The organism is Rathayibacter sp. VKM Ac-2754 (assembly GCF_009807095.1).
In the GTDB taxonomy this organism is placed as follows: domain Bacteria; phylum Actinomycetota; class Actinomycetes; order Actinomycetales; family Microbacteriaceae; genus Rathayibacter.
This window is the reverse complement of record NZ_WUCC01000004.1, coordinates 193,292-216,395: the sequence shown is the minus strand read 5'-3', so window position 1 is coordinate 216,395 and position 23,104 is coordinate 193,292. Positions and strand designations below refer to the sequence as shown.

The following is a 23,104-nucleotide window of genomic DNA, read 5'->3' as shown; positions in this document are numbered from 1 at the left end:
CTACGACGATTTCGCGCCTACGCATCGTCACGGAAGCGCTAGTTCGATTCTGACGTCGCACCGCTCAGCGGTGAGCGGGTCGTGGGTCGCGACAACCACTACACTCCCCTTCATTCCGATCTCCGCGAGAACATCATTCACCTTACGTGCTGCACGCAGATCCAGCTGCGCCGTCGGCTCGTCGACTAACAAGATGTCTGGCGAGAATGCGACAGCTCTGGCCAGTAGCAATCGCTGGGCTTCCCCTCCGGAGAGATGGCGGAAGTCTGTTCGCTTCTGAGCGCTCAACCCAAAGCGCGCTAATATCCTCACCGCGTGTTGGTTTGCCTCATTCCGCGAGAGCCCTTTCCCAAGCAAAGGGAGCGCAACATGATCCAACGCAGTACGCCGCGCCGAGCCGACCGGATTCTGAAAGACCCAGCCTACGGAAAGCTCCGCGTTTCGTTTGACCATTCCATCACTGGGTCGGATCTGGCCTGCGAGGATACCGAGCAGCGTTGACTTACCGGACCCGGATGGCCCGAGAAGTGCATACACGGTGCCGCTTCGAAGATCGAGGGAAATAGGGCGAAAAAGGGGGCCCTCTTTGCTGAATTTATGCGTCACGGCTGAAAGGCGGACGAGAACCTCTGACTCCGCCCCTACCGACATGATTTCGCCTCGTCAGGCGACAAGTCGACTGCGGGAGGCGCTTTTCCTACATCTGCAGCAAAGGAGACGAACACCTTCCCCAGTTGCGATACGACGATGTTCACAGGGTATCCGACGGTCCCCGACCACACACACCCCTCCGAGGCCTCGAGTCCTGTGAGTGCTGTTGCCGGGACGCCCCAGGCATCCTTCGGTGCAGCGAGCTGGTACGTCACATCGAGCTGAGCTGCCCCGACAGGGCCGCCCGAAGCTGGTGCGGCTTTCGCCGCGGCGAGTGCGTCTACTACCTGAGGGACCTGGTTGAGTTGTGCGAGCGCAGCGGGAGAGAATCCGTCAGGTCCGACTGGTATCGATTGGCCGCCTACAGCCAGAATCCGGTCACCGGGAACCAAGTCCGTGGGAACGTTGCCCAGACGGGCGGAAGCAATGCTCTCCGCGCTCGAGAGCAATGGGTCGCCCGCGGAGATCGTGGCACCGAGGATGGCGTCGCACGACCCGATCGGCAGAGTGGGGGTCGGCATCCACAAGATGTCTGCGCGCGTGATCGTGCTGATGGTTCCGGAAGCTGCCCCAGGTGTTCCCAGCAACTTCTGTACTGCGCGAACAGCGGAGGTTCCAAGAACGCCGTCACTAAGGGTTCCGAATCCCAGGTCGTTCAGCGCCGCCTGCAGGGCAGCCACATCATCGCCTTTATCTCCAACCGTCAGATCCCTCCAAAGTGGCGTGGATGTGTAGAGGTTGAGGACAGGGCGGCCGTCGATCTCGAAAACCGATTGACCGCTCTGCGCGCTACCGCCCACCACACAATTCGATCCGGTGATGATTCCCGACTTCGGCGCGAGCAATTCAGTTGAATCGCCGGAATTGACGATCAGCGCCACGGTGCGGGGGTCCGCTATCGTCGTTGACGTGATCGCAACCTGTTCGGAACTCGCTGCGGGATCCACGGTCGAGCTGGCGGGAAGCTTATCCGGCGACAGAGCGATTCCGACCGCGAGAGACCCCGAAGCAACCGATACGGTCACAAGCAGGAAGGTAGTCCACGCGCCAGTGGTCCGCTTCACTCGAGCACTGGCGCGACGACCGCCCCTCAACCGCCGATACCGAGCGGATCGACCTGGCACTTCTCGAGAGTGTCGCCCCCCGTGGCCGGATCCAAGAACGGAACATCATTGTTCATCATGCTTGAGTCGTAGTCCGCTGCAGTGAAGCCGTTATCGACAGCACCACTCTTCACGAGGCATTCCGCAACGATCTCGGATTCGTTGAGGCGTTCAGGGTTGCGATTGATCCAGCTGTACAGCGACCCGACTTGCGCTTCGCCTGTCGACTTCGAACAGTCGTTGATGCGTGAATTCACAAGCGCCGTGTCTTCGCCGTCCTTGAAATCAACGCCGTAAGAGCCGTCGAACTTGTAGTCTCGGATTTCATAGCCGAGGTCGCTGGCGCAGCGCTTGAAAGCAGTGAGAACCGTACTGAATTCTGCCTCGGTAATTTCGCTGTCAGAGAGGATCTGCCGTACTTCTTCGGTGGGCGCAATGGATGAATTGTACGCAAACTCTGTTGCGTACGGACCACTAAAACCTTCGGAGCTGACGGAAGCCATCGGATCAGAGCCCGTCTCTGACTGTTCTGACTGCTGAGGGTCGGACGCACATGAAGTTATGGTGAGCACGAGACTCACACAGAGTGCAGCGAGTCCTGTTCTAGTGAGTCGGTTCATTGTTCCCTCACGACGATGCATCAAACTGATGATACCTTCCTCAGTCCAGTGGTCGCGGCACATGTGCGCCGCGACCACTGGTTGCCTTTCCGCCGGCTACAGCACGTCCCAGTAGGCCGTGTTGCCGGAGAGCTTCACCGGCTGGTTCGCGAGGGCCGGGGTGCCTGGCGACTTCCAGCCGGTGTACTCGCACGCCCCGGATGCGTCGTACGCGCCGCATGCCGTCGCCTTGTGAGTTCGACCGTTGTTGTAGTAGTGCGAGTAGACCGTTTTACCACCAGCGCCGTAATACCAAGTACCCCCCGCCGGGTACTCGATCCCATCGGCCGCTGCCGAAGTCGCCACAGCGCCCACTCCGGCGATGCTGCCCGCGATGATGGCAACAGAAACGCCCAACTTCTTCCAATTCATAATTTTCCCCATTCTGTGCAGCCCATATATGTGGGTTGGCAGATTTTTGATGAATCCGGAGGCTTTGTTGCGTAGTCATTGATTCCTCAACTTCCCCCCAGGGCTCAGAACCTAGCACAGAGTCGAGGCGGCCTCGACTTTAATCTTCTGAGAGCAGAAATGACTCTTGACCAGGTGTTTCCCCGAGAGAATCGCAACGGGAGCCGCAGTCGGTGATAGGTGGTTGCAAGAGATAACGATTGTGTAACGGCCATCCGAACCGCAATACTAAGACTCGGCCCGCTCCGCCGAAAGTCAGGAGTGCGCGATATTTCCACGATGCCTCTTACTACCAGTATCCGCATGTTCGAAGATGTACCGGTCGAATTAATTACTATAGCTAAGGAGACGCGCGACCGATTCGCAGGTTACGACGAGTTACGTATTCAGCGCGAAGTCCGCGATGCGCTGAATAGAAGTCGAATGTCGATCACCGGCGAGAGAGATTACGTAACCGATCTCGAGACGGAGATCGTCGATGCCATCCAAGCGCAACAAAAACCCTGACAAGATTTTCGAGAACGCATACCAGAATAGTCGACTTTCTAGTAGAAAGTGCATGCGTAGGCACGCATGCACTTGATTGGTATATGCTACCTCTCCCTCAATCCGGGCCACTGCTTTGATAACAAAAAGTGAGGAACTAGAGAAAGAGATCGTCGCGAAAGTGATTCGGGTTGTCTTTAATCGAATCGATGTCAAGCTAAACCAGAAGCACCTCACGCACTTGGTGCCCGTTGTCGGCGGGATCGTCCCTGCGGGCCTGAGCAACGACATGCCGATCCGGACTCTGTAGGAGACAACACGGATCTATCGCGCTCGATACCTCTCTGACAAGTACGACGTGTCCTTCGATGAGTGGGCGGACCATGCTGGGGGGGGGTCGACGAGGCAGAGTCGATACCCGACGACACGGTTGCAGTGGATCCGATCGACGTCGAGGCAGTGACTCTTGCCGTGATCGCGGACCAGACCATGCTCGACCCGAATGCAGACGATGGAGCGATTGACGGCCAACCGACCGAACCTGCTGGACAAAGGTCAGACTCGTAGCATTCCAAGGGAGGTGGGTCTCGATACGCCGCCTTCGGCGGCTACTCGACCAACATGCTTGCAAGCGCGTCTCGAGTCGCGCAGGCCCTTTGCTGCCTGCGCGCGTGATCTCTCGGCCAGATTTCCAGCTGGCGGCAGCCCCTACCCCTTACAACGAGGGCGTGGCATTCGTCGCCAGACACTAGGGGCGAAGCGACCCGATCAATTCGCGCTCGTCGGTATCGGGGAGCCCCACCCCACCCACGAACCCCGCCGCCGCCCCGTCCCGCAGCGTCTCCTCCAACGGCCGCCGCACCAGCCCCGCCGCCTCCGCACGCGCCGTCGATCGCGCGTTCATCCCGTACCAGGACCGATCCGCCAGCCAGAGCGGCAGCGAGCGCGGCCCCGCCCACTCGTTCACGCCGTGATCCTTCAGCCACTGCTCGGGAGCGCGCACCGGCTCCGCTGAGGAGCCGGCAGCGGCCGCTGCGAGGAACGCGGGCAGCGGAACCGCTACTCCGGCCGCGTTGAAGACGCCCGCGGTACCGAGAGCGGCGCACCGCACCAGCCACGCCGCGAGGTCCCGCACATCCAGCACCGCGGCCGGCAGCTCCGGCGCATCCGGCACCAGCACCGCCCCCTCCACCGCCGGGTGCGCGAACCGCCACGGCCAGTACGTGCTGCGCCCCGTCGGATCCCCCGGCCCGCCGAGCAACCCGGCCCGCGCGATCAGCGACCGCGACTCCCCGAAGCCCTCGAGCACGGCCTGCTCGCACGCGACCTTCGCGGATCCGTAGTCATCGGCATCGACGTAGGAGTCGGCGGCGAGCGCCGACAACAGCTCAGCGTCCTCATCCGCCCCGACGAAGGCCTGGGACGCGTAGACGTTGCCGGTCGAGACGAAGAGGTATCGCTCGGCGACCGGCGCGAGGTCGCGCACCGCCCGCCGCACGTGGCCGGGCTGCCGGGCGACGTCGAGTACGGCGTCCCAGCGCTCGGCGGCGACGCCGGCCAGCGCGTCGTCGCTGTCGCGGTCGGCGCGCACCAGCCGGGCACCGAGGGGAACGTCCGTGCCGCGAGCGACGCAAGTGACGTCGTGGCCGCGCTCGAGCGCCTCCGTCGCGAGCTGTCGACCGAGCCATGCCGTGCCGCCGAGGATCAGGAGCTTCATCCCGGCATGCTGCCACGACAGCCGCCGGGCCCGCGACGGCGATTGGGCGGCTCGAGTCCTGGCGGCCTACCGCTGCATCTGGCAGCACCCATTGCACGTGAGTCGTCCCGCTGCCGCACTGGACTTTCGTGAGCGCTATCGGGTCGGTCGGCCTGGATCCCGACGGACGCGACGGCGGAGACGGTGCACCTTCGCAGTTACCGCCACGGCTGCGCCAGTGCGGTCCACATCCACGCCTACCCCCCGTTCTGAAACTGTCCTCATGCGAGCTTTCTTCACATACTGTTACCGTGCCTCCCGCCAGCGGTCGACACAGGAGATCACCTGGTCCTGCACCTCGAGAAAGGGAGCCTCTCGATGAGAAGAATCGCCGTAGTCCTGCCACTAGTACTGACCTTCGGGCTGTCCATGATGGCCGCTTACGCTCTACCAGAAGTGGCATGGACACTGGCCAATCCTGCATCAGCAGATACCGACCCGACTTTCCTCTTCGCCGGATTCATCGGTCTCGCCATCATGTCGCTCGCCCTGCATGTCTGGGGTGCCGTCTGGCTTCTGCGAGGACCGAGCGCCCACGACTAGGGCCCAACAGACAGCATCGAGCGGATGCGGCTGCGGGATTCGCGAAGCGCCACGACAAGTGGAGCCGCGCCCGGTCGGACCCCGGGACGCGGCGAGCAGCCCGGCCCGCACGATGAGAGCCTGCGACGTTCCGAACCCCTCAAGCGCGGCCTGCCCTTGCGCGACATCGGCGACTCCGTCGTCGTGAGGTCGTGGCCGCGCTCGAGCGCCTCCGTCGCGAGCCGTCGACCGAGCCATGCCGTGCCGCCGAGGATCAGGAGCTTCATCCCGGCATGCTGCCACGACAGCCGCCGGGCCCGTGGAGGCGCCCCCGAGGCTCGAGGACCGCCGCCATCCTGGGTGCACCTGCGTCATCTCGGCGGCATTCCGCGCCAGCGCCGCGGGCGGGAGAACGCTTGCCTCTGACGCTTCGGCGCCGATGGCCGCGGAGCGAGGGCGGCATCGAATCACCGCCGTTCACGCGCTGCCGAGGGTCTCCTCCCGCGGAAAGACGCGGATCCCTAGGGCACCGGCACCGCAGCGGCGAGGCGGAAGCCTCCCCACCCGAACGCCGAGTCTGAAAACTCTGTGAGCCTCGCATGGGCACGCCCCGACCCCCTCCTGGGCACCCCCCGAAAGGCGGACATCGGATTGGTCCTCCGTGTGCCTAGTTAGGGGGACTTTTTGTCCCCCGGCCGGACGTATCTTGATGCCTGCTCGACCGGGACCATCCGGCCCAGCGGGATCTGGGGGAGCGAGACATGTCGGAAGTGCGCGCGCTCGGGCGCCACCGGCAGACTCCGCGAGGACGGACCCGCCCAGCCGATCGCCGGTCGATCGCGCTGACCCTCGTGCTCGCGCTGCTCGCGGCGGTGCTGGTCGTACTGCCGGCGACGAAGGCCGAGGCCGCGACGGTGCTCCTCCAGGAGAGCTTCGGCGGCACGAGCGTGCCGGACCCGGCCTGGCAGGCGCTCGACAGTGCCTGCATCACCCGTGCCACCGCGGCTCCGCCGACCGGGGCCTCGAACCTCGGAGTCTGCGCCAACCGCGAGCAGGCTCCTCGCGCCGACTTCGCGACAGGGTTCCTCCAGCTGACCGACACCCGCAACAACGCGAAGGGCGGCGCCGTCTTCAACCGGCCGATCCCCGCGACCGGTGGGCTCGACGTGCAGTTCGACCAGTACCAGTACCAGGCGCTCCTCGGGCTGCAGGGAGCTGACGGCATCGGCTTCTTCCTATCCGACGGGTCGCGCAGCCTCACCGCGGCGGGTGCCCCGGGAGGGTCGCTCGGCTACGGGCAGTCGACAGCCGTCCCCGGCGTCAACGGCGGCTACCTCGGCATCGGCCTCGACGTGTACGGCAACTTCTCGTTCGACGACGGTGGGCTGGGAGCCGGCTGTCCTACCAACGCCGCAGCGGGCGCCCGGGTGCAGAACCGCATCGTCGCTCGCGGCCCCGGGCAGGGCACGGCCAACTACTGCTACATCGCCCGCAGCAACGCGATCTCCCTCCGCCCTACCCTCAACCTCGCCAACACAGGCACGCCGGGCACGGACGTCGGCCGTACCATCCGCGTGACCGTCTCGCCCGACGCCAAGCCCGTCGTGACCGTGTACTACGGCAGCTCGGCGGGCCTGCCCGCCTCCAGCCTGACCCAGGTGATGCAGTTCACGATGGCGACGAACGCGCCGCCCACCTTCAAGCTCGGCTTCACCGCCTCCACCGGCGGCTCGAGCGATACGCACCTGATCCGCAACGTCTCGGTCTCCTCCATCAACAACCTCGACGACATCACCCTCGTGAAGCAGATCGACCGCACCACGACGCAGCCCGCGACCTACTCCGAGGGCTCGGTCATCCCCTACCAGTTCGTCGTGACCAACGGCTCTGTCAACGGCACGCTCAGCGGAGTCGCGGTCTCGGACCCGAAGGTCCCGACGGTGACCTGTCCGACGACGACACTCGCTCCGCTCGCCACGGTCACCTGTACGGGCACGCACACCGTCACCGCCGCGGAGGCGGTCGCGGGCAACCTCGTCAACACGGCGACAGCCTCCGCGACCAAGACCACTCCCGGTCAGGCCACGGTCGGCGTCACCAGCAAGACCGCCACCGTCACCGCCCCCATCACCACCCCCGCCCCGGCGATCTCGCTCACCAAGACCGGCGCGCTCGCCGACACCAACGCCAACACGCTCGCCGACGCGAGCGAGACCATCACCTACAGCTTCGCCGCCCGCAACACCGGCAACGTCACCCTCCAGAACGTCGCCGTCTCCGACCCGAAGGTCGCCGGCATCACGCCGCTGAGCACGACCTTGGCCCCGCAGACGACGGCGACCTTCACCTCCGCGCCGTACACAGTGACGCAGGCCGACATCAACACCGGAGCCTCCTTCACCAACACGGCGACGGTCAGCGGTCGCACGCTCGCGGCCACCCCGACGACGGTCAGCGCCTCCTCGACCGTCAACACGCCCATCCGCTACGCCCCCGCGATCAGCCTCACGAAGAACGGCACCCTCGCGGGCTCCACGGTCGGCTCGACCATCGCCTACACGTTCACGGCGACCAACTCGGGCAACGTGCCGCTCACCGGAGTCGCGATCACCGACCCGAAGGTCACGGTCGTCTACGGCGCCTGGCCCGGCGCGACCGGCGAGCTCGGCATCGGACAGTCGGTCTCCGCCTCCGCGACCTACACGCTCACCCAGGCGGATGTCGACGCGGGCTCGGTCGTCAACACGGCGACGGTGACGGGCAAGCCGCCCACCGGGGCGAACGTCACGGCCACCGCCACCCGCACCACCACTCTCACCCGCGCGGCCGACCTCGCCTTCACCAAGACGGCGAACCCGGCCTTCATCAGCACCGCCGGCACCGTGATCACGTACACGTTCCGCGCGACGAACACGGGCAACACGACCCTGACGGGCGTCGGCATCACCGACCCCAAGACCGGGCTCTCGGCCCTCGCCTTCACCTGGCCGGGCACGGCCGGCCGGCTCACCCCCGGCCAGGTCGTCACCGCGACCGCCACCTACACGACGACCGCCGCCGATGTGACGGCCGGCTCGATCGCGAACACCGCGACCGCCACCGCGACACCGCCGACGGGAGCCGTGATCACGCGCACCGCCTCCGTCACCGTCGCCGCGATCCCCGACCCGCAGGTCGACTCGGCCACGGTGGTGCAGGGCGGCTCGGTCGTCATCGACGTGCTCGCCAACGACGGCGCGGCTGCCACCGGCGCGACGTTCTCGCGGGCGCAGCTCTCGGCGACGCCCAAGGTCATCGGAAGCGCCGCGTCGCCCGCGCCGGCCGCCCCGATCATGGGGTCGGTCACCTGCGTCGACAGCGGCGCGACCCGGGGCCAGTGCACCTACCGGCCCATCGCGGCCTACGTCGGCACCGACGTCTTCGACTACGCGCTCTCGGGCACCTACGGCACCTGGAACGTGCGCGTCACCGTCACGGTGACCGCCCTCAACAAGGCGCCCGTCGCCCGACCCGACCGCGCGGTCGCCACCGCGGGAGGCGCCTCCGTCACCGTCTCGCCGCTCGCCAACGACACCGACGAGGACGCGGGCACCACGCTGACCCTCTCCTCCGTCGGCTCCGTCGGCAGCGGCACGTTCGGCTGCGCCGGAGCGACCTGCACCTACACGCCCGGGGCGGCGACCGGCTCGTTCCCGATCGCGTACACGGTGTCCGACGGCGCGCTCACGGCGAGCAGCACGATCACGGTGTTCGTCGACCCCGCTCCGCTCACCCGCCGCGGCTTCACCGGCACCGACACGACCGGCGGCTCGATCGGCCTCGGCACCTGGACCCGCTCCTCCGTCGTCGCGACTCCGGTCGCGAGCTGCACGGCGAACCGCCCGAGCACTCTCGTGAGCTGGGCCGCCGCGCCCGGCGCCACGGGCTGGACGCTCGAGCGCCGCCTCGCCGGCGCGACCCCCGGCGCGTGGACCGTGGTGGCGACTCCCGCCGCCGCGGCCACGAGCTTCACCGACGAACGACTCGGCGAGGGCCGCAGCTACCAGTGGCGGGTGCGACCCGACCTGCAGCGCTGGCTCGGAGTCGCCTCGGCCGCCTCGACCGCGGTCGCCCAGCCGGCCGTCACCACCGCGAGGGGCTGCTGATGCGGCTCCCGCCCACGACTCGACCCGCACACCTCCGTGCCGGGAAGACCACGCCCGACCCGGGCACCCACCAGAGAGGACCGGTCTCATGACCATCACAGCACCCGAATCCAGCCCGAAGCGCCGCGCCCCGTGGAAGAAGATCGCCCTCACCGGCGGTGTCCTCCTGGCGGCGGGCGCCCTCGCCGGCGCCGGCGCGTTCGCCGTCTTCACCGACTCCGGAACCGCGGTCGGCAACGTCGACGCCGGCCAGACCGACATCAACGTGACCGGAGGCTTCACCGTCCAAGACATCGCGCCCGGCGACACGATCCAGCGCCCGCTGACTCTCGTGCTGCCCAACGCGACCAACGACGGCGACCTCGTCTCGACGGTGCGCTTCTACCAGGACGTCACCTCCGAGACCGCGGGCACCGACGACCCTGCGCTCACCGGCCCCGGCGAGTCGCTCGTCACGGGCACCGACGGACTCAACTACCGCCTCCTCACCTGCACCGTCCCGTGGACCACGGCGGCCACCGCCCCCGCGACGAACGGCCCCTACACCTGCGCCGGAACCAGCACCCCCACCGGCTCGGGCAAGCTGTCGACCATCGGCGGAGTCGCCAACGCGGCGAACTTCACCCCGGCGAACTTCGGCATCACCCCCACCACGACCGGCACCTTCCCGTCGGACGCCGGTGACGTGTCGCTCTACACGCTGATCGAGCTCGTCCTGCCGACCGCGGCCGACAACGACTACGAGAACGCCACCGCGCAGATCACCTTCACGGCGGCCGCCATCCAGCGCGCGGGCATCCAGAAGTAGCCCGCTCCCGCTCCGCCCGGCACCTCGGGCGGAGCGGGTCCCTCCCCCGCCCCGAGCGGGGACCCCTTCTTCCCCCGGAGCCCCATGCACCACGTTCGCGCGATCGGCGCCGCCCTCGCGGCGGCCCTCCTCGCGCCCGTCCTCCTCGCGCCGTCGGCGAGCGCCGCTCCGCAGAGCGTCATCGACGTGCGGGAGCTCAGCGCCCCCTCCGCGCTGTCGGGCCTCGCTCCCGGCGACACCGCCGAGTGGGCGGCCGAGGTGACCAACATCGGCACCTCGCCGCACGACCTCTCGGTGGCCTTCGTGGTCGATGGACCGGACGACCTCGCCACCGACCCGCGCGACGGCCTGCAGCTGGTCGTCGATCTCTGCCCCTCCGCCTTCACGGTCGTCGACCGCCGCCTCGCCGACGGCCGCGACATCGAGCGCTACGTCTGCCCCGTCGAGGTCGTCCCGCTCGGGTCCGGCCCCGCCGCGGTCCTCGGCCGTCTCGAGGGGTCCCGCCCGGTCGCCCGCGGCGCCACGATCGGGGTGCGGGTGCGTGTCGCCTTCCCGTCCACAGCGGGCAACGAGCTCGAGGACACCGACGCCGGCCTGCGCGTCGTCGTGACCGAGGCGGACGACATCCCGGTCGGCCCCGGCTCCGGGCCGATCGCCCTCCCGCTCCCCGGCGGCCTCGCCGTCACCGGTCGCGACGTCGGCGCGGCGCTCCTCGGCGGACTGCTCGCGCTCGGCGCGGGCGCCCTGCTCGCCGGGGCCGCCCGGCGACGACGCGACGAGGAGGAGCGCGCATGAGACTCCTCCGCTCCGTCCTCGGCGTCGCCGTCGGTCTCGTCGCCCTCGTCGGCGTCGCCGTCTTCGTGCTCTCGGCACTCGGCGTCGTGCGGCTCGTGCCCGTGCTCTCGAACTCGATGGCACCCGACATGCCCGTCGGCTCGCTCGCGATCACCCTCCCGGCTGCCCCGACCGAGATCCGCGCGGGCGACGTCATCGTCTTCACCGATCCGGATGTGCCGGAGCGCCGCGTCATCCACCGCATCACCTTCGTCTACCCGGAGGACGAGGCGGCCACTCTGCGCGGCCGCGAGCCCGGAGAGCTCGCCCTCACGACGAAGGGCGACAACAATCCGACCGCCGACCCGTGGATCGTGACCATCGCCGATCAGCGCATCTGGCGCGAGCAGACCTCGGTACCGCTGCTGGGTTGGCCGAGCATCGCGCTCGCGCAGCCGGAGGCGCGGTTCGCGTTCTTCGCCGTCGGAGGCGCGGCCGTGGTGGGCGGGGTGCTGCTCGCGATCTGGCGGCGCCCGGCCGAGGTGCGCTCGTGAGCCGCGGGGCGCACCGGGCGGGCGGGTCCCACCGGAGGGAGGTCGTCGGCCGTCTCCGCGGTGGGACCCCGTTCGCCCTGGCCACCGCGGGCCTGCTGCTCCTCGGGGCGGCGGGAGGCGCGGTCGCCGTCTTCACCGACCGGGCGAGCGCCGGCGCCGGAGTGAGCGGCGGCGTCGTGATCGCCGAGTTCGACGCCACGGGCCGCACGACCGCCTCCGTCCCGGTGACGGGGCTCACGCCCGGCGCGATCGCCGTCCGCCTCCTCGACCTCACCAACATCGGCACCCTCAGGATGTCGGCGCTGCAGCTCGAGACCACCGCCCCCGTCGTCGGCGCCTCGTCGTCGGACGGGCTGCAGCTCGCGATCGACCGCTGCTCTCAGCCCTGGTCGACCGACGGAGCGACCTGCGCCGGAACGGTGACCACCGTCGCCGCCGACCGCCCCGCGACGGCGCGCATCGACCTCCCGGCGTCCCCCGCCCTGGCGGTCGGTGCGACCGACAACCTGCGCCTCACAGTGCGGCTGCCGGAGTCGGCGCCGACCGGTGCGCAGGGCACCACGGGCTCGCTGAGCATCACCGTGACCGGCGTGCAGCGGCCCGGTCAGCACCGCTGATCGTCAGCGGTACACGCTCCACACGGCCTTGTCGATGCGCTTCTCCTCGCCCAGGACCTCGACGATCCACTCGCCGTCGCCCTTGGCGAGCACGCGCCCGCGGAGGTACTCGGGCTCCCAGCCGTCGGCCCTCGGGACCCACTTCACGAAGCGGGCGAACCGACCCGGCGTCACGTCTTCTCTCGACATCTCCACACCCTCGCTCCACCGGCGGAAGGGCTCCCTGAGCGGGGTTTCCGACCGGATACCTGGACTGTAAATCGACAGGAGTCGGTTGGAGGAGGGCGTTGACTCCCGGGGCGTCTTCTGCAAGCGCTCTCAGGCGTCTCCCACGGGGGTGCTCGAGGGGGCGCGCTTCACGGCCAGGAGGGCGAGTCGTCGGGACGTGAGACCCTGAGGCACCCGCGCCGAGCGCGCCGGTCCGCCTGGCAGTCCCGGAGGGGGCCGCGAGACGAGCGCGCGTCGCGACGCCTCCAGCGTCACCGACGACGCAGCTCGATCCTCGGCTCACTCGACCTCGAGTCGCACCGTCAGCGAAGCGTCTCCCGCCGAAGCGACGAGCTCCACATCCCCTGTTCCCTCCGTCGCCACCAGATCGGCAGCCGTCGCGATCCCGTCGGCATCGGTCTGGACGGCCAGGACCTCGCCCTCGAAGGCGGCGGGACCGGAAGCGACGTGAAACGTGACCGTCACGTCCGCGACAGGCGATCCGTCCCTGCTGACGAGCACGTTCGCCGCGTCGAAGGCGGAACCGGGCGCGACGGGCTCGGGGACGTCTCCGATGACCGCGAGGACCGCATCCGCTGATCCAGGCGGAGAGGCGCGGGTCGGGCCGTCGACCGCCGACGGCGCAGTACAGCCGCAGAGCACGGCGACTGCGGCGAAGACCACGGCGGCGGCGGTCGAAGGCCTCACGAGATCAGGAGGACCTGGAGGAGGGAGGTCGCACCGAGCGCCGAGATGCGCACCGTGACAGGCCCCGAGCTCGTGCCGGCCGTCAGCCCGAACGCCGTAGCCGACCCGTCTTCGTAGGTGGTCGTCGGGAACACCGCACCGAGATCCTCGAACGCAGCATCACCCGAGATCACCTCGAAGACGACAGCCTCTCCCTCGCCGACCGGAGCGGTCCCCTGCTGGAGCAGAACGGTGATCGGCGAGAACGACTCCCCGGACGCGACGGTCTCGGTCGCGTCGCTCTGCAGGACGAGACTCCGAGTCATCGACGCGGCGGCCATGGGTGCTGCGACGGCCGCGAACACGACCGGCGCGGCCCAGGCCGCCGCGACGACGTTGCGGCGAGACGGGGAGGCCGAGCCTCCGCGGATGGTGGGGTCTTCGTTGTCGTGATTCATCTTCTGGTCCTCTCGGGTGGGGGATGGTGGGAGACAGGTCATCGGGCGGCGTAGGGCAGGACGAGGGTCTGCTGGGAGGCTCCGGCCGTCGCGACGACGCTCACCGTGCCGGCGGCCACGGAGGCCAGCCCCGTCTTGATGGTCGTCGTGGCGGTCGCACCCGGCGCGAGGGCGACGATCGACTTCTTGCCGTAGCGGCTCGTGATCGCCACATCGACGGGCGCGCTGAAGGTGTTGGTCACCACCACGTCGAGCACGACGCGTCCGGCCTCCGTCCTCGTGGCGGCGGACCCTGTCACCAGCTCGGTCGGCGCCGGCCGTGACGCCACGGTGACCGCGGGGAGGGCAGCCGGACGCGGACCGGAGGCGCGCGCAGTGATGCTCGCCGTTCCCGGCGTCGACGCCGCGGTGGCCGGAGGCGCCACCGCCCAGCCCGCGCTGTCCGATACCGCGACGGCGGTCGAACCGCCCGCGAAGGCGGCCGGACCGGCGATCTCGAACGTCACGGACACCCCCGCGACGGGGACGCCCGTCGTGTCGAGGACCTTCACCGTCGGCCGCGCGAGCGGATCACCCGTCCACACCGTCTGCGCCGTTCCGCCCGGGGAGAGTACGGCCGGCTTCCCAGGCCCTGCCGCGGGATGCGACGCCCTGACCTCGTTCACCGCGGCGCCGGCCTGGAGACGGACAGTCGCAGTACCCGCGCCCACCGCGGCAAGTCCGGTCGGGAACTCCGCCGAGGCCGTCGCACCCGGCTGCACGCCCAGGACCTTCTTCGAGCCGAACCGGGTCGAGAGTGTCATGTCGACGGGGACGGTCGAGGTGTTCACCGCCTCGACGGTGAGCACCACCCGACCGCCGGCAGCACCCACGTAGACGTCGGCACGAGAAGTGAGCGCCACGTCGGGGGCCGTCACCGACCGCGCGATCAGGGCGAGGACCGGAGCCCCGGCGGCGGCCGCCGTCGCAGTGACCGCGCCCGCACTCGTGCCGGCGACGAGCGGCGTGGACGACACCGCGAAGCCGGAGGCGTCCGTGACGGCACGATTCGTCGGCGAGGCGCTCGCTCCGCTGCCGAAGGCCGCCGCTCCGGTCACCGTGAATGCGACCTCGGCTCCGACCACCGCTGTGCCGTCCGCCCGCATCAGCCTCACCGTGTAGGGCGGCAGGGCCCCACCGGCCAGCGCTGTCGCGGACGCGCTCGAATCGGTCAGCACCAGCACCGTCTGCGGATCCCAGGCGTCGTAACGGAGCGTGCGACTGCCCGAGACGGTCGGAGTCGCCGCGGTGATCGTCATCTCGCCGGCGGCGATCTTCTTGAGGCCGGTCGAGAAGAGGAGCGTCCCGCTCTCCCCTGCGACGAGGGCCGGGATCTTCTTGGTGCCGAAGCGAGTGGCGACCGTGACGGCCACCGTCTCGGGCGAGCCGTTCGCGACGACGACCTGCAGGACGACCTTGCCGTTCACGACGATCGGAGTCTGAACGGCGGTGACTCCTGCGGGGAGTCCGTCCATGGCGGGCACGACCTGGTCTCCGAGATCGACCGAGGACTGCCCCGACACCTCGGCGCTGGTGCGCAGTGCGCCCGCAGCGCCTGTCGGGACAGGCGTCGTCGAGACGGCGTACCCCTGCTGATCCGTCCGCACCGTCTGCTGCTGCGAGCCACCCGCGAACGCAGCGGGTCCGTCGACGCGGAAGATCACCTCGGCCCCGATGACCGGTCGGCCGCTCGCGTCCAGAACCTGCACGGCGAGAGGCTTCAGCACGTATCCCGTCGGAGCCGTCGAGACGGGCCGCACCTCGGCCACCTCCGCAGCCCAGCCGGCCTTGATCGTGAGGCCCACCGTGCGCTTCTGGTCGGGCCTGGCTCCGGACACCGAGAGCCCGAAAGCATAGGTTCCCCCAGCGAGCGTTCCCGAGAGCAGGCCGCCCGGCGACAGCGAGACCGCCGGGCTCCCACTGCTCTCGATCCGCCACTGCGGCTGCACTCTCTCGCCCGTCGGCGAGAAGACCGTCTTGATCGAGTTGGAGGGAGTCGCGTCGATGAACCTCTGGTCCCCAGCGACGTCGGTCGCGAGCTCCGGGCTCGTGAGGACCGGCACGCCGAGGGCGCGCCACCCGGCCTCCTGCGCGTAGCGGCGAAGCGTGGGCGCGTCGCGCTTCCAGTAGTTCACGTGGTTGTCGTAGCCCTGGACGAGCTGCAAGGACGCCACCGCTACGCCGAGCGGCGCGAAGACCTTGCCTGCGCGGAGGCTGATGTCCGCGATGTCGACGAGGCCGCAGACCACATCGGGGTAGGCGCAGAGCGACGTCGTCCGGTCCTCGATGGTCGAGGGGATCGTCTCGTTCCAGACCAGCGCGCTCACTCCCGTCGTCCAGGAACCGCTGCCCTCCATCCGGCCGCCGATGTCCTCGTTCTGGCTCGGGTTCGCGACCAGGTAGAGCCCTTCGATGCGCGAGCGTCCGGTGGCCCCCACGGACGAGAGATCCGGCTGGTCGTCGAGCACACGGCTCATCACGACGGCGCCCTGGGAGTATCCGGACAGGATGTACGTCTCGTTCTTGCACGACTCCATCCGGCTGCGGAGGAAGGTCGTCATGTTCGCGACGCCGGTCTCGATGCTGTCGTAGTAGCCGGTGAAGTCGACGTCGCCGTTGAGGAGGAGCGGCACCTTCCTCGCCGGGTAGTCGAGGTACACCGCGGCGAAGTCACGATGCGGCGCGACCACGTCGTGCAGCTCGAGATTCAGGACCCCCAGGGGCCGCCCGATGGTGCCGACCTCGCCGGAACCGGCGGCCGCGATGTGGAGCACGTCGACGCACGCCGGTGCCTCACTCGAGCTCGTCACCCCGATGTCGATGCCGACCGGACCCTCGGACTCCTCCGGAGCAGTGACGGTCTTCGGCACGAGGCTGTGCAGCACCCGTGTGGTGCCGTCCGCGTACTGCGCCACGACCGCGTAGAAGGGATGGAGCTGCTCGCTCCTCTCCGGCAGGAGGATCATGTCGGTACGGTCCGGGTTGAGAGTCTCGGTGATCCGCTCCCAGTCGCTCGATCCGGGGAGCACGTCGTCACGTCCCCAGACCGAGTACCCGACCGCATCCGGAACGACCTCCCACGCCACGGCGAGCGCCATGGTGCTCTCGTCGATGTCGACCCACTCCGATTCGACATCGAGGACCTCCGTCGGTCTCGGCTCGAGCACGAGCGGCGCCCTGTCGACCTCCACGGCGCCTCCGGTCGAGGTCGAGAAGAGCCCGACGAACGACGAGTCGTCGATGAGCGTCCTGCCGCCGACCAGCGTGTAGAAGACGAACTCCGCGGTGAGGGATTCGCCGGGTCGCAGCGAGGGAACCGACCTCGTGTACTCGGTGTCGGGAGCCAGGAGCATGTTCGAGCCCTGTCGCACCTGGACCGCGGGGTTGTAGACGATCGTGCCGGCCCGTTCGGGCGTCACGTTCTTCAGCTTCACGGTCACTCGGAAGGGGTCGTACGCGTTCGTCGTCGGGTCCACGCTCACGGTCATCGACAGCGCCGACCCGCCCCAGACCTTCAGCGGTGCCTGCGTCGCCGCCACCAGGCGGATCGGATCACCTGTCGGCTGCATGACCGCGGTGTAGTCCGCCGTCAGCGGATACTCTCCCTCGACGTCTCCGCGCAGCGTCCACGAGACCGTCTGGCTGCCACCGGCGGGAACCTCGGGCACCGCCACTGCGAGCGACTGCTGTGCAGCCGTCGGAGCGAGACTGATGCCGGCCGGCAGGCTGAGCGAGGCGAGGCCGTCGGTGAAGCGGAAGGGCTCCGCAGCGAGGTTCTGCACGATCATCCGCGCCTCGAAGAACTCCTTGAGGTAGCTGCCGCCGATGGGGACGACCATCCACTGCACGGCCGGTCGGCCCTCGGCGTGGACGACGGTCGGCGTGTAGCTGTAACCGCCCTGCACGACGCAGCCGCAGTCGGAGGTCCCCCCGCCACCGCCGCCGCCACCCGTCTCGCTCACCGCGACCACTCCCGAGGGGTTCCACGTCAGAGCGACGGGCAGATCGACCGCCTCACCGGCCACAGCCAGGTGCACCTCGGCCTCGAAGACGCTGGTGTTCTCGGGTGCGGCCGGGTCGATGCCCCGGTCGACGATCTCGTCGTAGGTCAGCTGACGCGTCTCGAGCGCCGTCGCTCCGACCTCACCGCTGGCGAGGTTCGCCTCGAGGGAGCCACTGCCGTCTCTCAGCACGGCCGTCGCCGCCAGCGGGAGGTAGCCCGGTGCGGTGACGAAGACGCTCGACGAGCCATCGGGCATCCCGTCGAGGGTCGCGACGCCGGCGCCGTTGCTGACTGAGGAGATGCGCTGACCGCTCGGCAGGGTGGTGCTGACCGTCGCGCCGCTGAGCAGAGCTCCGCCGGTCCGCACGGTCACGGTCAGCCCCGGGACGACGGGGGCCGGCGTAACCGACACGACGAGGGTCGACGTCGCGGTCTCGGTGCCGTTCGCGACGGTGAGGCGCACGGTGTAGGTCCCCGCCGCGGAGTAGCGGTGGTCGGCGACCAGTCCGGTCGCCGAGGATCCGTCTCCGAAGTCCCAGGTCGCCGTCCTGATCAGTCCCGCGGGTCGCGATCCCGCGCCGGTGAAGCGCACATCGGCTCCCGCGACGACCAATCGGTCGTCGCCCGCGACGGCGACGAGAGGCTCGGGGAGGATCACGCTGACGCGAGTGGTCCGGACCGTCTCGGTCGTGCCGTCGCTGACGATCGCCCGGAGCAGATAGGTGCCTGCCTCGGAGTAGCGGTGGGTGACTCCCGATGCCGGCCAGGCTCCTGCGCGCTCAGCGGTGCCGTCCCCGAAGTCGAAGCGGAACCGGAGCGCGTCGCCGTCGGGATCGGACCCCCCGAGGACCATCGCCACCGGCGCGTCGATCTCGACGATGCTCGCGTCGGTGCTGAAGGTGATCTCGGGCGCGCGGTTGGGCGGCGAGACCCTCAGTGCGAACGGCACGGCGGCGACTCCGGGTGCAGTGGCCGTCACCGTCACCGCACCGGTCGACGCACCCGCCACGATCGACGGCGAGACCGCCCTCCCGAGACCGTTCGCGACCACGACCGCCGAGGTTCCCCCCGTGCTGAACGCGGCATCTCCGGTGATCGCGAACGTGACGCGGGTCTCGGGTGCACCGACACCCTCGCCGTCGACGGCGCTGACGGCGAGCGGTGCACCGAAGGTCTGACCCGGATTCGCGATCTGGCCGTCACCGATCGGGTCGACCAGTGCGGTGGCCACGGGAAGCGCCGTGGTGCTCATCCGGAACTGGACGGGAACCAGCGACCCCGTGCTCGCGGTGACCGTCGCCGAACCGGCGGTCGTACCGGCGCCGGGCTGCACCGAGGCGATGCCCTCGGCATCGGTGTAGGCGTAGCTGCGGGTCTGACCAGAGAAGGCGGCGACTCCGATCGAGCTGGACGTGAATCGCACCGACTGGTTCGCGACGGGCGAGCCGTCGGCCGCCGTCACGCGGACCGTGAGAGGCGCGAACAGCGAGCCGACCCGGACCCGTTGATCGTCCCCGGAGACGAGGGCGAGCCTGGTGGCGGTGCTCGAGACGGTCATGTCGAAGAGGGCGGCGGCGGACGCGTCCGGGGCGGTGGCCGAGACGAGGACGGATCCGCCCTGGCTCCCGGCGAAGAGCCGAGGGGAGATGGCGACTCCGGTGGTGGAGGAGGGGACGACGGCCGAGGGGACGTGCTGCCCCGCAGCGTCGACGAAGTACGCGTCACCCGCAGTGACGGTGTACGTGACCGGGACCTTCGGCACGACGGTCGCCGACGCCGCGTTCGAGACGAGGGCGGTCAGTGGTGAACCGAAGGCGGTGCCCGGAGCGGCGGTCTGCCCGCCGCCGCCACTGGCCACGATTCGGTCGGCGATCGGGTAGGCGAGCGCTTCGAGGGCGATCGATCCCTGCTCGACACCGTCGATCTCGACTCCCACGGTGAACGGGCCGGGGACGTCGCCCACCGAGATCGCCGACGCTTCGAGGCGCGCGAGGCCCTCGGCGTCGGTGATCCTGTCCGACCGGCGATCGCCGCCCGAGAAGACGTGCGGTCTTGCGTCCGAGAGCGTGAACGTGACGAGCTGGCCGACGGCCGGCCGGCCCTCGTCGTCGAGCGCCTGCACGACGATGGGCGCGGTGGCACCGCCGACGTAGACCTTCTGATCACCTCCCTCGACGATTCTGATGGCGGTCGCCAGCCCGGTGACCGTGTACGCCCAGGTGATCGGCGCGATCCCCGGGGACTCCTCCGACGTCGCAGTGAGTGTGAAGGCGCCGGGGGTCGTGCCCGCGACGATCACCGGCGCGGTCGCGTATCCCTGGGACGTCGAGCGCACGACGACCTCGGTCTCGACTCCGGCCGCCGTCCGGAAGCCGGAACCCGTGCCGCCGTCGATGCGGAAGCGCACGTCGGCGTAACCGGCGCTCTCTCCGGAGGCGGTCGCTCGGACGCTCGGGCTTCCGGTGAACTCGGAGCCGGCCGACGCCGAGCGCTCCCCACCGCCGTCGTCGACGACTGCGTCGGGGGCGGGGTAGGGGATGACCTCGACGTCGAAGTCGACCTGACCCGAGCCGGGGAGGGAGGCGGCGATCAGGAGTCGGCCGACCGCGTCACGGCCCGCCGGGGCGCGGAGGCCGCAGAGGGTCGCGATCCCGTCCGGTCCGGTCCGCGTCGACGACGTCTCGGGGTTGGCGGTGCAGGGGTAGGAATAGTAGGTGGGCACGCCGGGGTAGGTGAACGTCACCACCTGGCCGGCGACCGGCTCCCCTTCGGAATCGGTCACGCGCACGCTGAGCGGAGCGAGAGGCTCGTCGGGGTGGACCCGCTGGTCACCCCCGGCGACGGCGAGGCCCTGGGCGACGCCGGTCACACGTCCCGTCCAGACGAGGTCGGAAGCTGCCGGGCTCGACGCCGTCACTGTCACGTCGCCCGGTACAGGCCCGGCGGCTCCGAGGGCGACGGAGAAGTCGCCGCGGATGTCCGTGGTCGCGGTCGTCTCGGTGGAACCGTCGGCGAACGTCGTACCCGTGCCTCCGTCGATCCTCACCGTGATCGGAGCCAGGCCGGCCGGCCCGCCGTCTGCGGCCGATGCACGTCCCTGGAGCATCGGCGGCTGACCGCCGGTCGGGACGCTCCATCCCGAACCGCCTCGATCGATGAGCTGCACCGGTGGCCCGAACGCCTCGACCGTCACCGGCACGCGTGTCGACACCCCGGAGGCGGTCTCGACGAGCAGTACGGCCGGTCCCGACCGAGTCGGGCTCGCGTAGAGGACGCCCGCGCGTGCGGAGCCTCCTGGACCTGTCGTCGACGTCACCGTCCGGCCTTGTCCATCGTCCCCGCCAGATGGGGTGAAGCCGATGGGACCGCTCTCGACGGTGAAGGTCACCGTCTCGTTCTCCACCGCGTTGGCATCCGCATCGAAGACACCCACCGAGCTGTTGAGCCAGTACCCGCCAGGCAGTACAGAGGAGTTCGCCGCAGGCGAGTGCACCTCGATCCGGGCCGTTCCCCCGGTGATCCAGAAGTCGTAGTAGAGGTCCTCGAGGGAGTCCTCGCTGCTGACGAAGACGGTTGCCGGGCCGCTCTCCGGGCCCGCTCGCAGCAGAGGGCTTGTCGCCATGCCGTTCTGATCCGCGACGACCCGGACGGTGTTCGCGTCCTCACCGGGCTGCACGACGAAGGAGGCCGAGCCGGCGGGAGCCACCCGGAAGGTGAGGGGAGCGAAGCTGGCGGCGATCCCTCGCTCGTCAGTCGCTCGGACGACCATTGGAGCAGCGAAGTCGGTCCCGACAGCCGTGCTCTGTCCGCCGCCACTGACCGCCACGATCTTCCACGCGCGCACGCGATCGCCGATCAGCATCGTCAGTTCCGTGCGCGCAGATCCCGCGGATGCGCGAATCGTGACGACACCATCGGCAGCTGTAGCACCGGGATCCACCCGCACACAGTCTTCGGGGAGGGTCGCCAGGCCGCTCGCGTCGGTGACGGAGTCATAGCCCGACGACCGCTCACCGCAGACGAGGGTAGCCGGACCGAAGACCTGGAAGTAGGCTCTACGGCCCTGCAGAGAGACTCCGGAGCTGTTCGCCGCTCGAACGGTGATCTCGCTGTAAGTGTCGCCGGGCTGCGCGTACTGCCGATCACCCGTCACGCTTGTCAGGGCGGTCACGCGGTCGAACTGGATGACGGTCCCGAAGCCGCCGACGCCTTCCGCCCGGACGTCGATAATCGAGTCCTCGAGCCCCTCGCTATCGCTGACGAACCAGCCGGTCGTGTCCGAGTCCGGTTGGTCGCTCGGGATCGTCGTCGCGATCCCCTCTTCATCGGTCGTGGCTGTGAGCGACGTCCCGCTACCGACGAAGTACCCCGAGTCCCACTCGAGCGCGAAGACCACCTCGACTCCAGCGAGCCCCGCACCATCAGCGCCGACCACTTTCTGCTGCAGCGGGATCCGCTGCGGTACACCGGGATTGGCGAGCCTGATGAACGGGTCGCCGATGCGCTCCAGGCGTGCCACCCGCGTCGCTCGGAAGTTCGTGAAGACGTACGGCTCGGCCTGGGGCGTCGACACCTGGATCTCGATCGGCCCGTAGTAGTCGGGGTCGGCGAGCCTCAGTCGCGGCCCGGTGCCGGTGTACAGGTAGGGCGACGCCTCGCCCTGCGCGTTGGTGACCGTCGAGACCGTCGAGGAGGAGGACGCGGGGCCGGCGGCCGACTCCGGGTACTCGAAGACCGCTCCACCCTTGACCACCTCGAAGGTCACGGGCGCACCCTCGACGTACGCTCCTCCCTCGGTCCTCACCTGGACCTGCATGTCGTTCTGGAAGTAGGAGCCGGGCAGCGCCCCCTCCTCCGACTCCTCCGTGCCGTAGCTCGGAGTGAGCACGAGCGTCTCGTTCGGCGCGAGCGCCGATGCCTGCACCGTCTCCGCCATCGCGCTCGGCGCGAGGCCGACGCTGGTGACGAGGACGAGCGCGGTGAGAGCGGTCGCGGCGAGTCGGGTGGAGCGGCTCCAGAGAGCGAACATCGTTGGTCTTTCGTCCGAGGGCACAGGCCCGAGCCAGAAGTGGCCCCGGTGCACGCAGACCCGCGCTCCCTGGTTCGCGGCCCCAACCTGTGGATCCGCTCCGAATCCGGCCAGCGCAGTCAGATACTAATGGCGCGAGACGTCGCCTTCTCAGAACGAGACATCACGTCCCCACAGCCGTCGACCATCGCCAGT

General features: G+C 69.1%; 16 protein-coding genes. 7 read left to right on the top strand and 9 right to left on the bottom strand.

What is annotated here, in order from left to right; genetic code table 11:
- Window positions 1–27: 27 nt before the first annotated feature.
- The 4 genes from GRS92_RS19220 to GRS92_RS08665 form a co-directional block, all read right to left on the bottom strand.
- A complete protein-coding gene (locus tag GRS92_RS19220) occupies window positions 28–651 on the bottom strand; it encodes an ABC transporter ATP-binding protein (protein ID WP_159855286.1) in 624 nt (207 codons plus the stop codon).
- Window positions 642–1,676: a peptidoglycan-binding domain-containing protein gene (locus GRS92_RS08675; RefSeq protein ID WP_235021889.1), complete on the bottom strand. Its 1,035-nt coding sequence runs from the start codon at window positions 1,674–1,676 to the stop codon at window positions 642–644. The genes GRS92_RS19220 and GRS92_RS08675 overlap by 10 nt, the downstream gene beginning before the upstream one ends.
- Window positions 1,677–1,741: 65 nt before the next feature.
- On the bottom strand, window positions 1,742–2,257 hold the full coding sequence (locus GRS92_RS08670; protein WP_159855282.1) for a hypothetical protein: 516 nt from the start codon (window positions 2,255–2,257) through the stop codon (window positions 1,742–1,744).
- Between the two features lie 213 nt (window positions 2,258–2,470).
- Entirely contained in the window at window positions 2,471–2,785 is a 315-nt protein-coding gene (locus tag GRS92_RS08665) for a lactococcin 972 family bacteriocin (RefSeq protein ID WP_159855280.1), read from the bottom strand.
- A 342-nt stretch (window positions 2,786–3,127) separates the two neighbouring features.
- Here GRS92_RS08665 and GRS92_RS08660 point away from each other — a divergent pair, with 342 nt between their 5' ends.
- Window positions 3,128–3,331, top strand: a complete 204-nt coding sequence (locus GRS92_RS08660) for a hypothetical protein (protein ID WP_159855278.1) — start codon at window positions 3,128–3,130, stop codon at window positions 3,329–3,331.
- A gap of 727 nt (window positions 3,332–4,058) precedes the next feature.
- Here GRS92_RS08660 and GRS92_RS08655 read toward each other — a convergent pair.
- Entirely contained in the window at window positions 4,059–5,027 is a 969-nt protein-coding gene (locus tag GRS92_RS08655; RefSeq protein ID WP_159855276.1) for an NAD-dependent epimerase/dehydratase family protein, read from the bottom strand.
- A gap of 357 nt (window positions 5,028–5,384) precedes the next feature.
- Between GRS92_RS08655 and GRS92_RS08650 the strand changes: the two genes are divergently transcribed.
- The 6 genes from GRS92_RS08650 to GRS92_RS08625 all read left to right on the top strand — a co-directional run bounded on the left by GRS92_RS08650 (window position 5,385) and on the right by GRS92_RS08625 (window position 12,486).
- Window positions 5,385–5,609 carry a hypothetical protein gene (locus GRS92_RS08650; protein WP_159855274.1) on the top strand — a complete coding sequence of 75 codons (225 nt, stop codon included), beginning with the start codon at window positions 5,385–5,387 and terminating at the stop codon, window positions 5,607–5,609.
- Between the two features lie 740 nt (window positions 5,610–6,349).
- Window positions 6,350–9,733, top strand: coding sequence for a DUF7507 domain-containing protein (locus GRS92_RS08645; RefSeq protein ID WP_159855272.1), 3,384 nt, complete (start codon window positions 6,350–6,352; stop codon window positions 9,731–9,733).
- A gap of 88 nt (window positions 9,734–9,821) precedes the next feature.
- Window positions 9,822–10,541: a TasA family protein gene (locus GRS92_RS08640; RefSeq protein WP_159855270.1), complete on the top strand. Its 720-nt coding sequence runs from the start codon at window positions 9,822–9,824 to the stop codon at window positions 10,539–10,541.
- An 84-nt stretch (window positions 10,542–10,625) separates the two neighbouring features.
- A complete protein-coding gene (locus GRS92_RS08635; protein WP_159855268.1) occupies window positions 10,626–11,336 on the top strand; it encodes a hypothetical protein in 711 nt (236 codons plus the stop codon).
- Window positions 11,333–11,869 (top strand): signal peptidase I, encoded by a 537-nt coding sequence (locus GRS92_RS08630; protein ID WP_159855266.1) that lies wholly within the window; start codon window positions 11,333–11,335, stop codon window positions 11,867–11,869. The genes GRS92_RS08635 and GRS92_RS08630 overlap by 4 nt, the downstream gene beginning before the upstream one ends.
- Window positions 11,866–12,486 (top strand): TasA family protein, encoded by a 621-nt coding sequence (locus tag GRS92_RS08625; RefSeq protein WP_159855264.1) that lies wholly within the window; start codon window positions 11,866–11,868, stop codon window positions 12,484–12,486. Before GRS92_RS08630 ends, GRS92_RS08625 begins: the two co-directional genes overlap by 4 nt.
- Window positions 12,487–12,489: 3 nt before the next feature.
- Here the strand turns inward: GRS92_RS08625 and GRS92_RS08620 are convergent, their stop codons facing one another.
- The 4 genes from GRS92_RS08620 to GRS92_RS08605 all read right to left on the bottom strand — a co-directional run bounded on the left by GRS92_RS08620 (window position 12,490) and on the right by GRS92_RS08605 (window position 22,909).
- Window positions 12,490–12,675 (bottom strand): hypothetical protein, encoded by a 186-nt coding sequence (locus GRS92_RS08620; RefSeq protein ID WP_159855262.1) that lies wholly within the window; start codon window positions 12,673–12,675, stop codon window positions 12,490–12,492.
- A 318-nt stretch (window positions 12,676–12,993) separates the two neighbouring features.
- A complete protein-coding gene (locus tag GRS92_RS08615; RefSeq protein ID WP_159855260.1) occupies window positions 12,994–13,401 on the bottom strand; it encodes a hypothetical protein in 408 nt (135 codons plus the stop codon).
- Window positions 13,398–13,838 carry a hypothetical protein gene (locus GRS92_RS08610; RefSeq protein WP_159855258.1) on the bottom strand — a complete coding sequence of 147 codons (441 nt, stop codon included), beginning with the start codon at window positions 13,836–13,838 and terminating at the stop codon, window positions 13,398–13,400. The genes GRS92_RS08615 and GRS92_RS08610 overlap by 4 nt, the downstream gene beginning before the upstream one ends.
- Window positions 13,839–13,876: 38 nt before the next feature.
- Complete coding sequence (locus GRS92_RS08605) at window positions 13,877–22,909, bottom strand: PKD domain-containing protein (RefSeq protein ID WP_159855256.1); 9,033 nt, start codon at window positions 22,907–22,909, stop codon at window positions 13,877–13,879.
- Window positions 22,910–23,104 lie beyond the last annotated feature (195 nt).

Bases quoted from the DNA above. Each gene is read 5' to 3' on its own strand.
- GRS92_RS19220 (WP_159855286.1), bottom strand. From the start codon at position 651: ATGTCGGTAGGGGCGGAGTCAGAGGTTCTCGTCCGCCTTTCAGCCGTG.
- GRS92_RS08670 (WP_159855282.1), bottom strand. From the start codon at position 2,257: ATGGCTTCCGTCAGCTCCGAAGGTTTTAGTGGTCCGTACGCAACAGAG.
- GRS92_RS08665 (WP_159855280.1), bottom strand. From the start codon at position 2,785: ATGAATTGGAAGAAGTTGGGCGTTTCTGTTGCCATCATCGCGGGCAGC.
- GRS92_RS08660 (WP_159855278.1), top strand. From the start codon at position 3,128: ATGTTCGAAGATGTACCGGTCGAATTAATTACTATAGCTAAGGAGACG.
- GRS92_RS08655 (WP_159855276.1), bottom strand. From the start codon at position 5,027: ATGAAGCTCCTGATCCTCGGCGGCACGGCATGGCTCGGTCGACAGCTC.
- GRS92_RS08650 (WP_159855274.1), top strand. From the start codon at position 5,385: ATGAGAAGAATCGCCGTAGTCCTGCCACTAGTACTGACCTTCGGGCTG.
- GRS92_RS08645 (WP_159855272.1), top strand. From the start codon at position 6,350: ATGTCGGAAGTGCGCGCGCTCGGGCGCCACCGGCAGACTCCGCGAGGA.
- GRS92_RS08640 (WP_159855270.1), top strand. From the start codon at position 9,822: ATGACCATCACAGCACCCGAATCCAGCCCGAAGCGCCGCGCCCCGTGG.
- GRS92_RS08635 (WP_159855268.1), top strand. From the start codon at position 10,626: ATGCACCACGTTCGCGCGATCGGCGCCGCCCTCGCGGCGGCCCTCCTC.
- GRS92_RS08630 (WP_159855266.1), top strand. From the start codon at position 11,333: ATGAGACTCCTCCGCTCCGTCCTCGGCGTCGCCGTCGGTCTCGTCGCC.
- GRS92_RS08620 (WP_159855262.1), bottom strand. From the start codon at position 12,675: ATGTCGAGAGAAGACGTGACGCCGGGTCGGTTCGCCCGCTTCGTGAAG.
- GRS92_RS08610 (WP_159855258.1), bottom strand. From the start codon at position 13,838: ATGAATCACGACAACGAAGACCCCACCATCCGCGGAGGCTCGGCCTCC.
- GRS92_RS08605 (WP_159855256.1), bottom strand. From the start codon at position 22,909: ATGTTCGCTCTCTGGAGCCGCTCCACCCGACTCGCCGCGACCGCTCTC.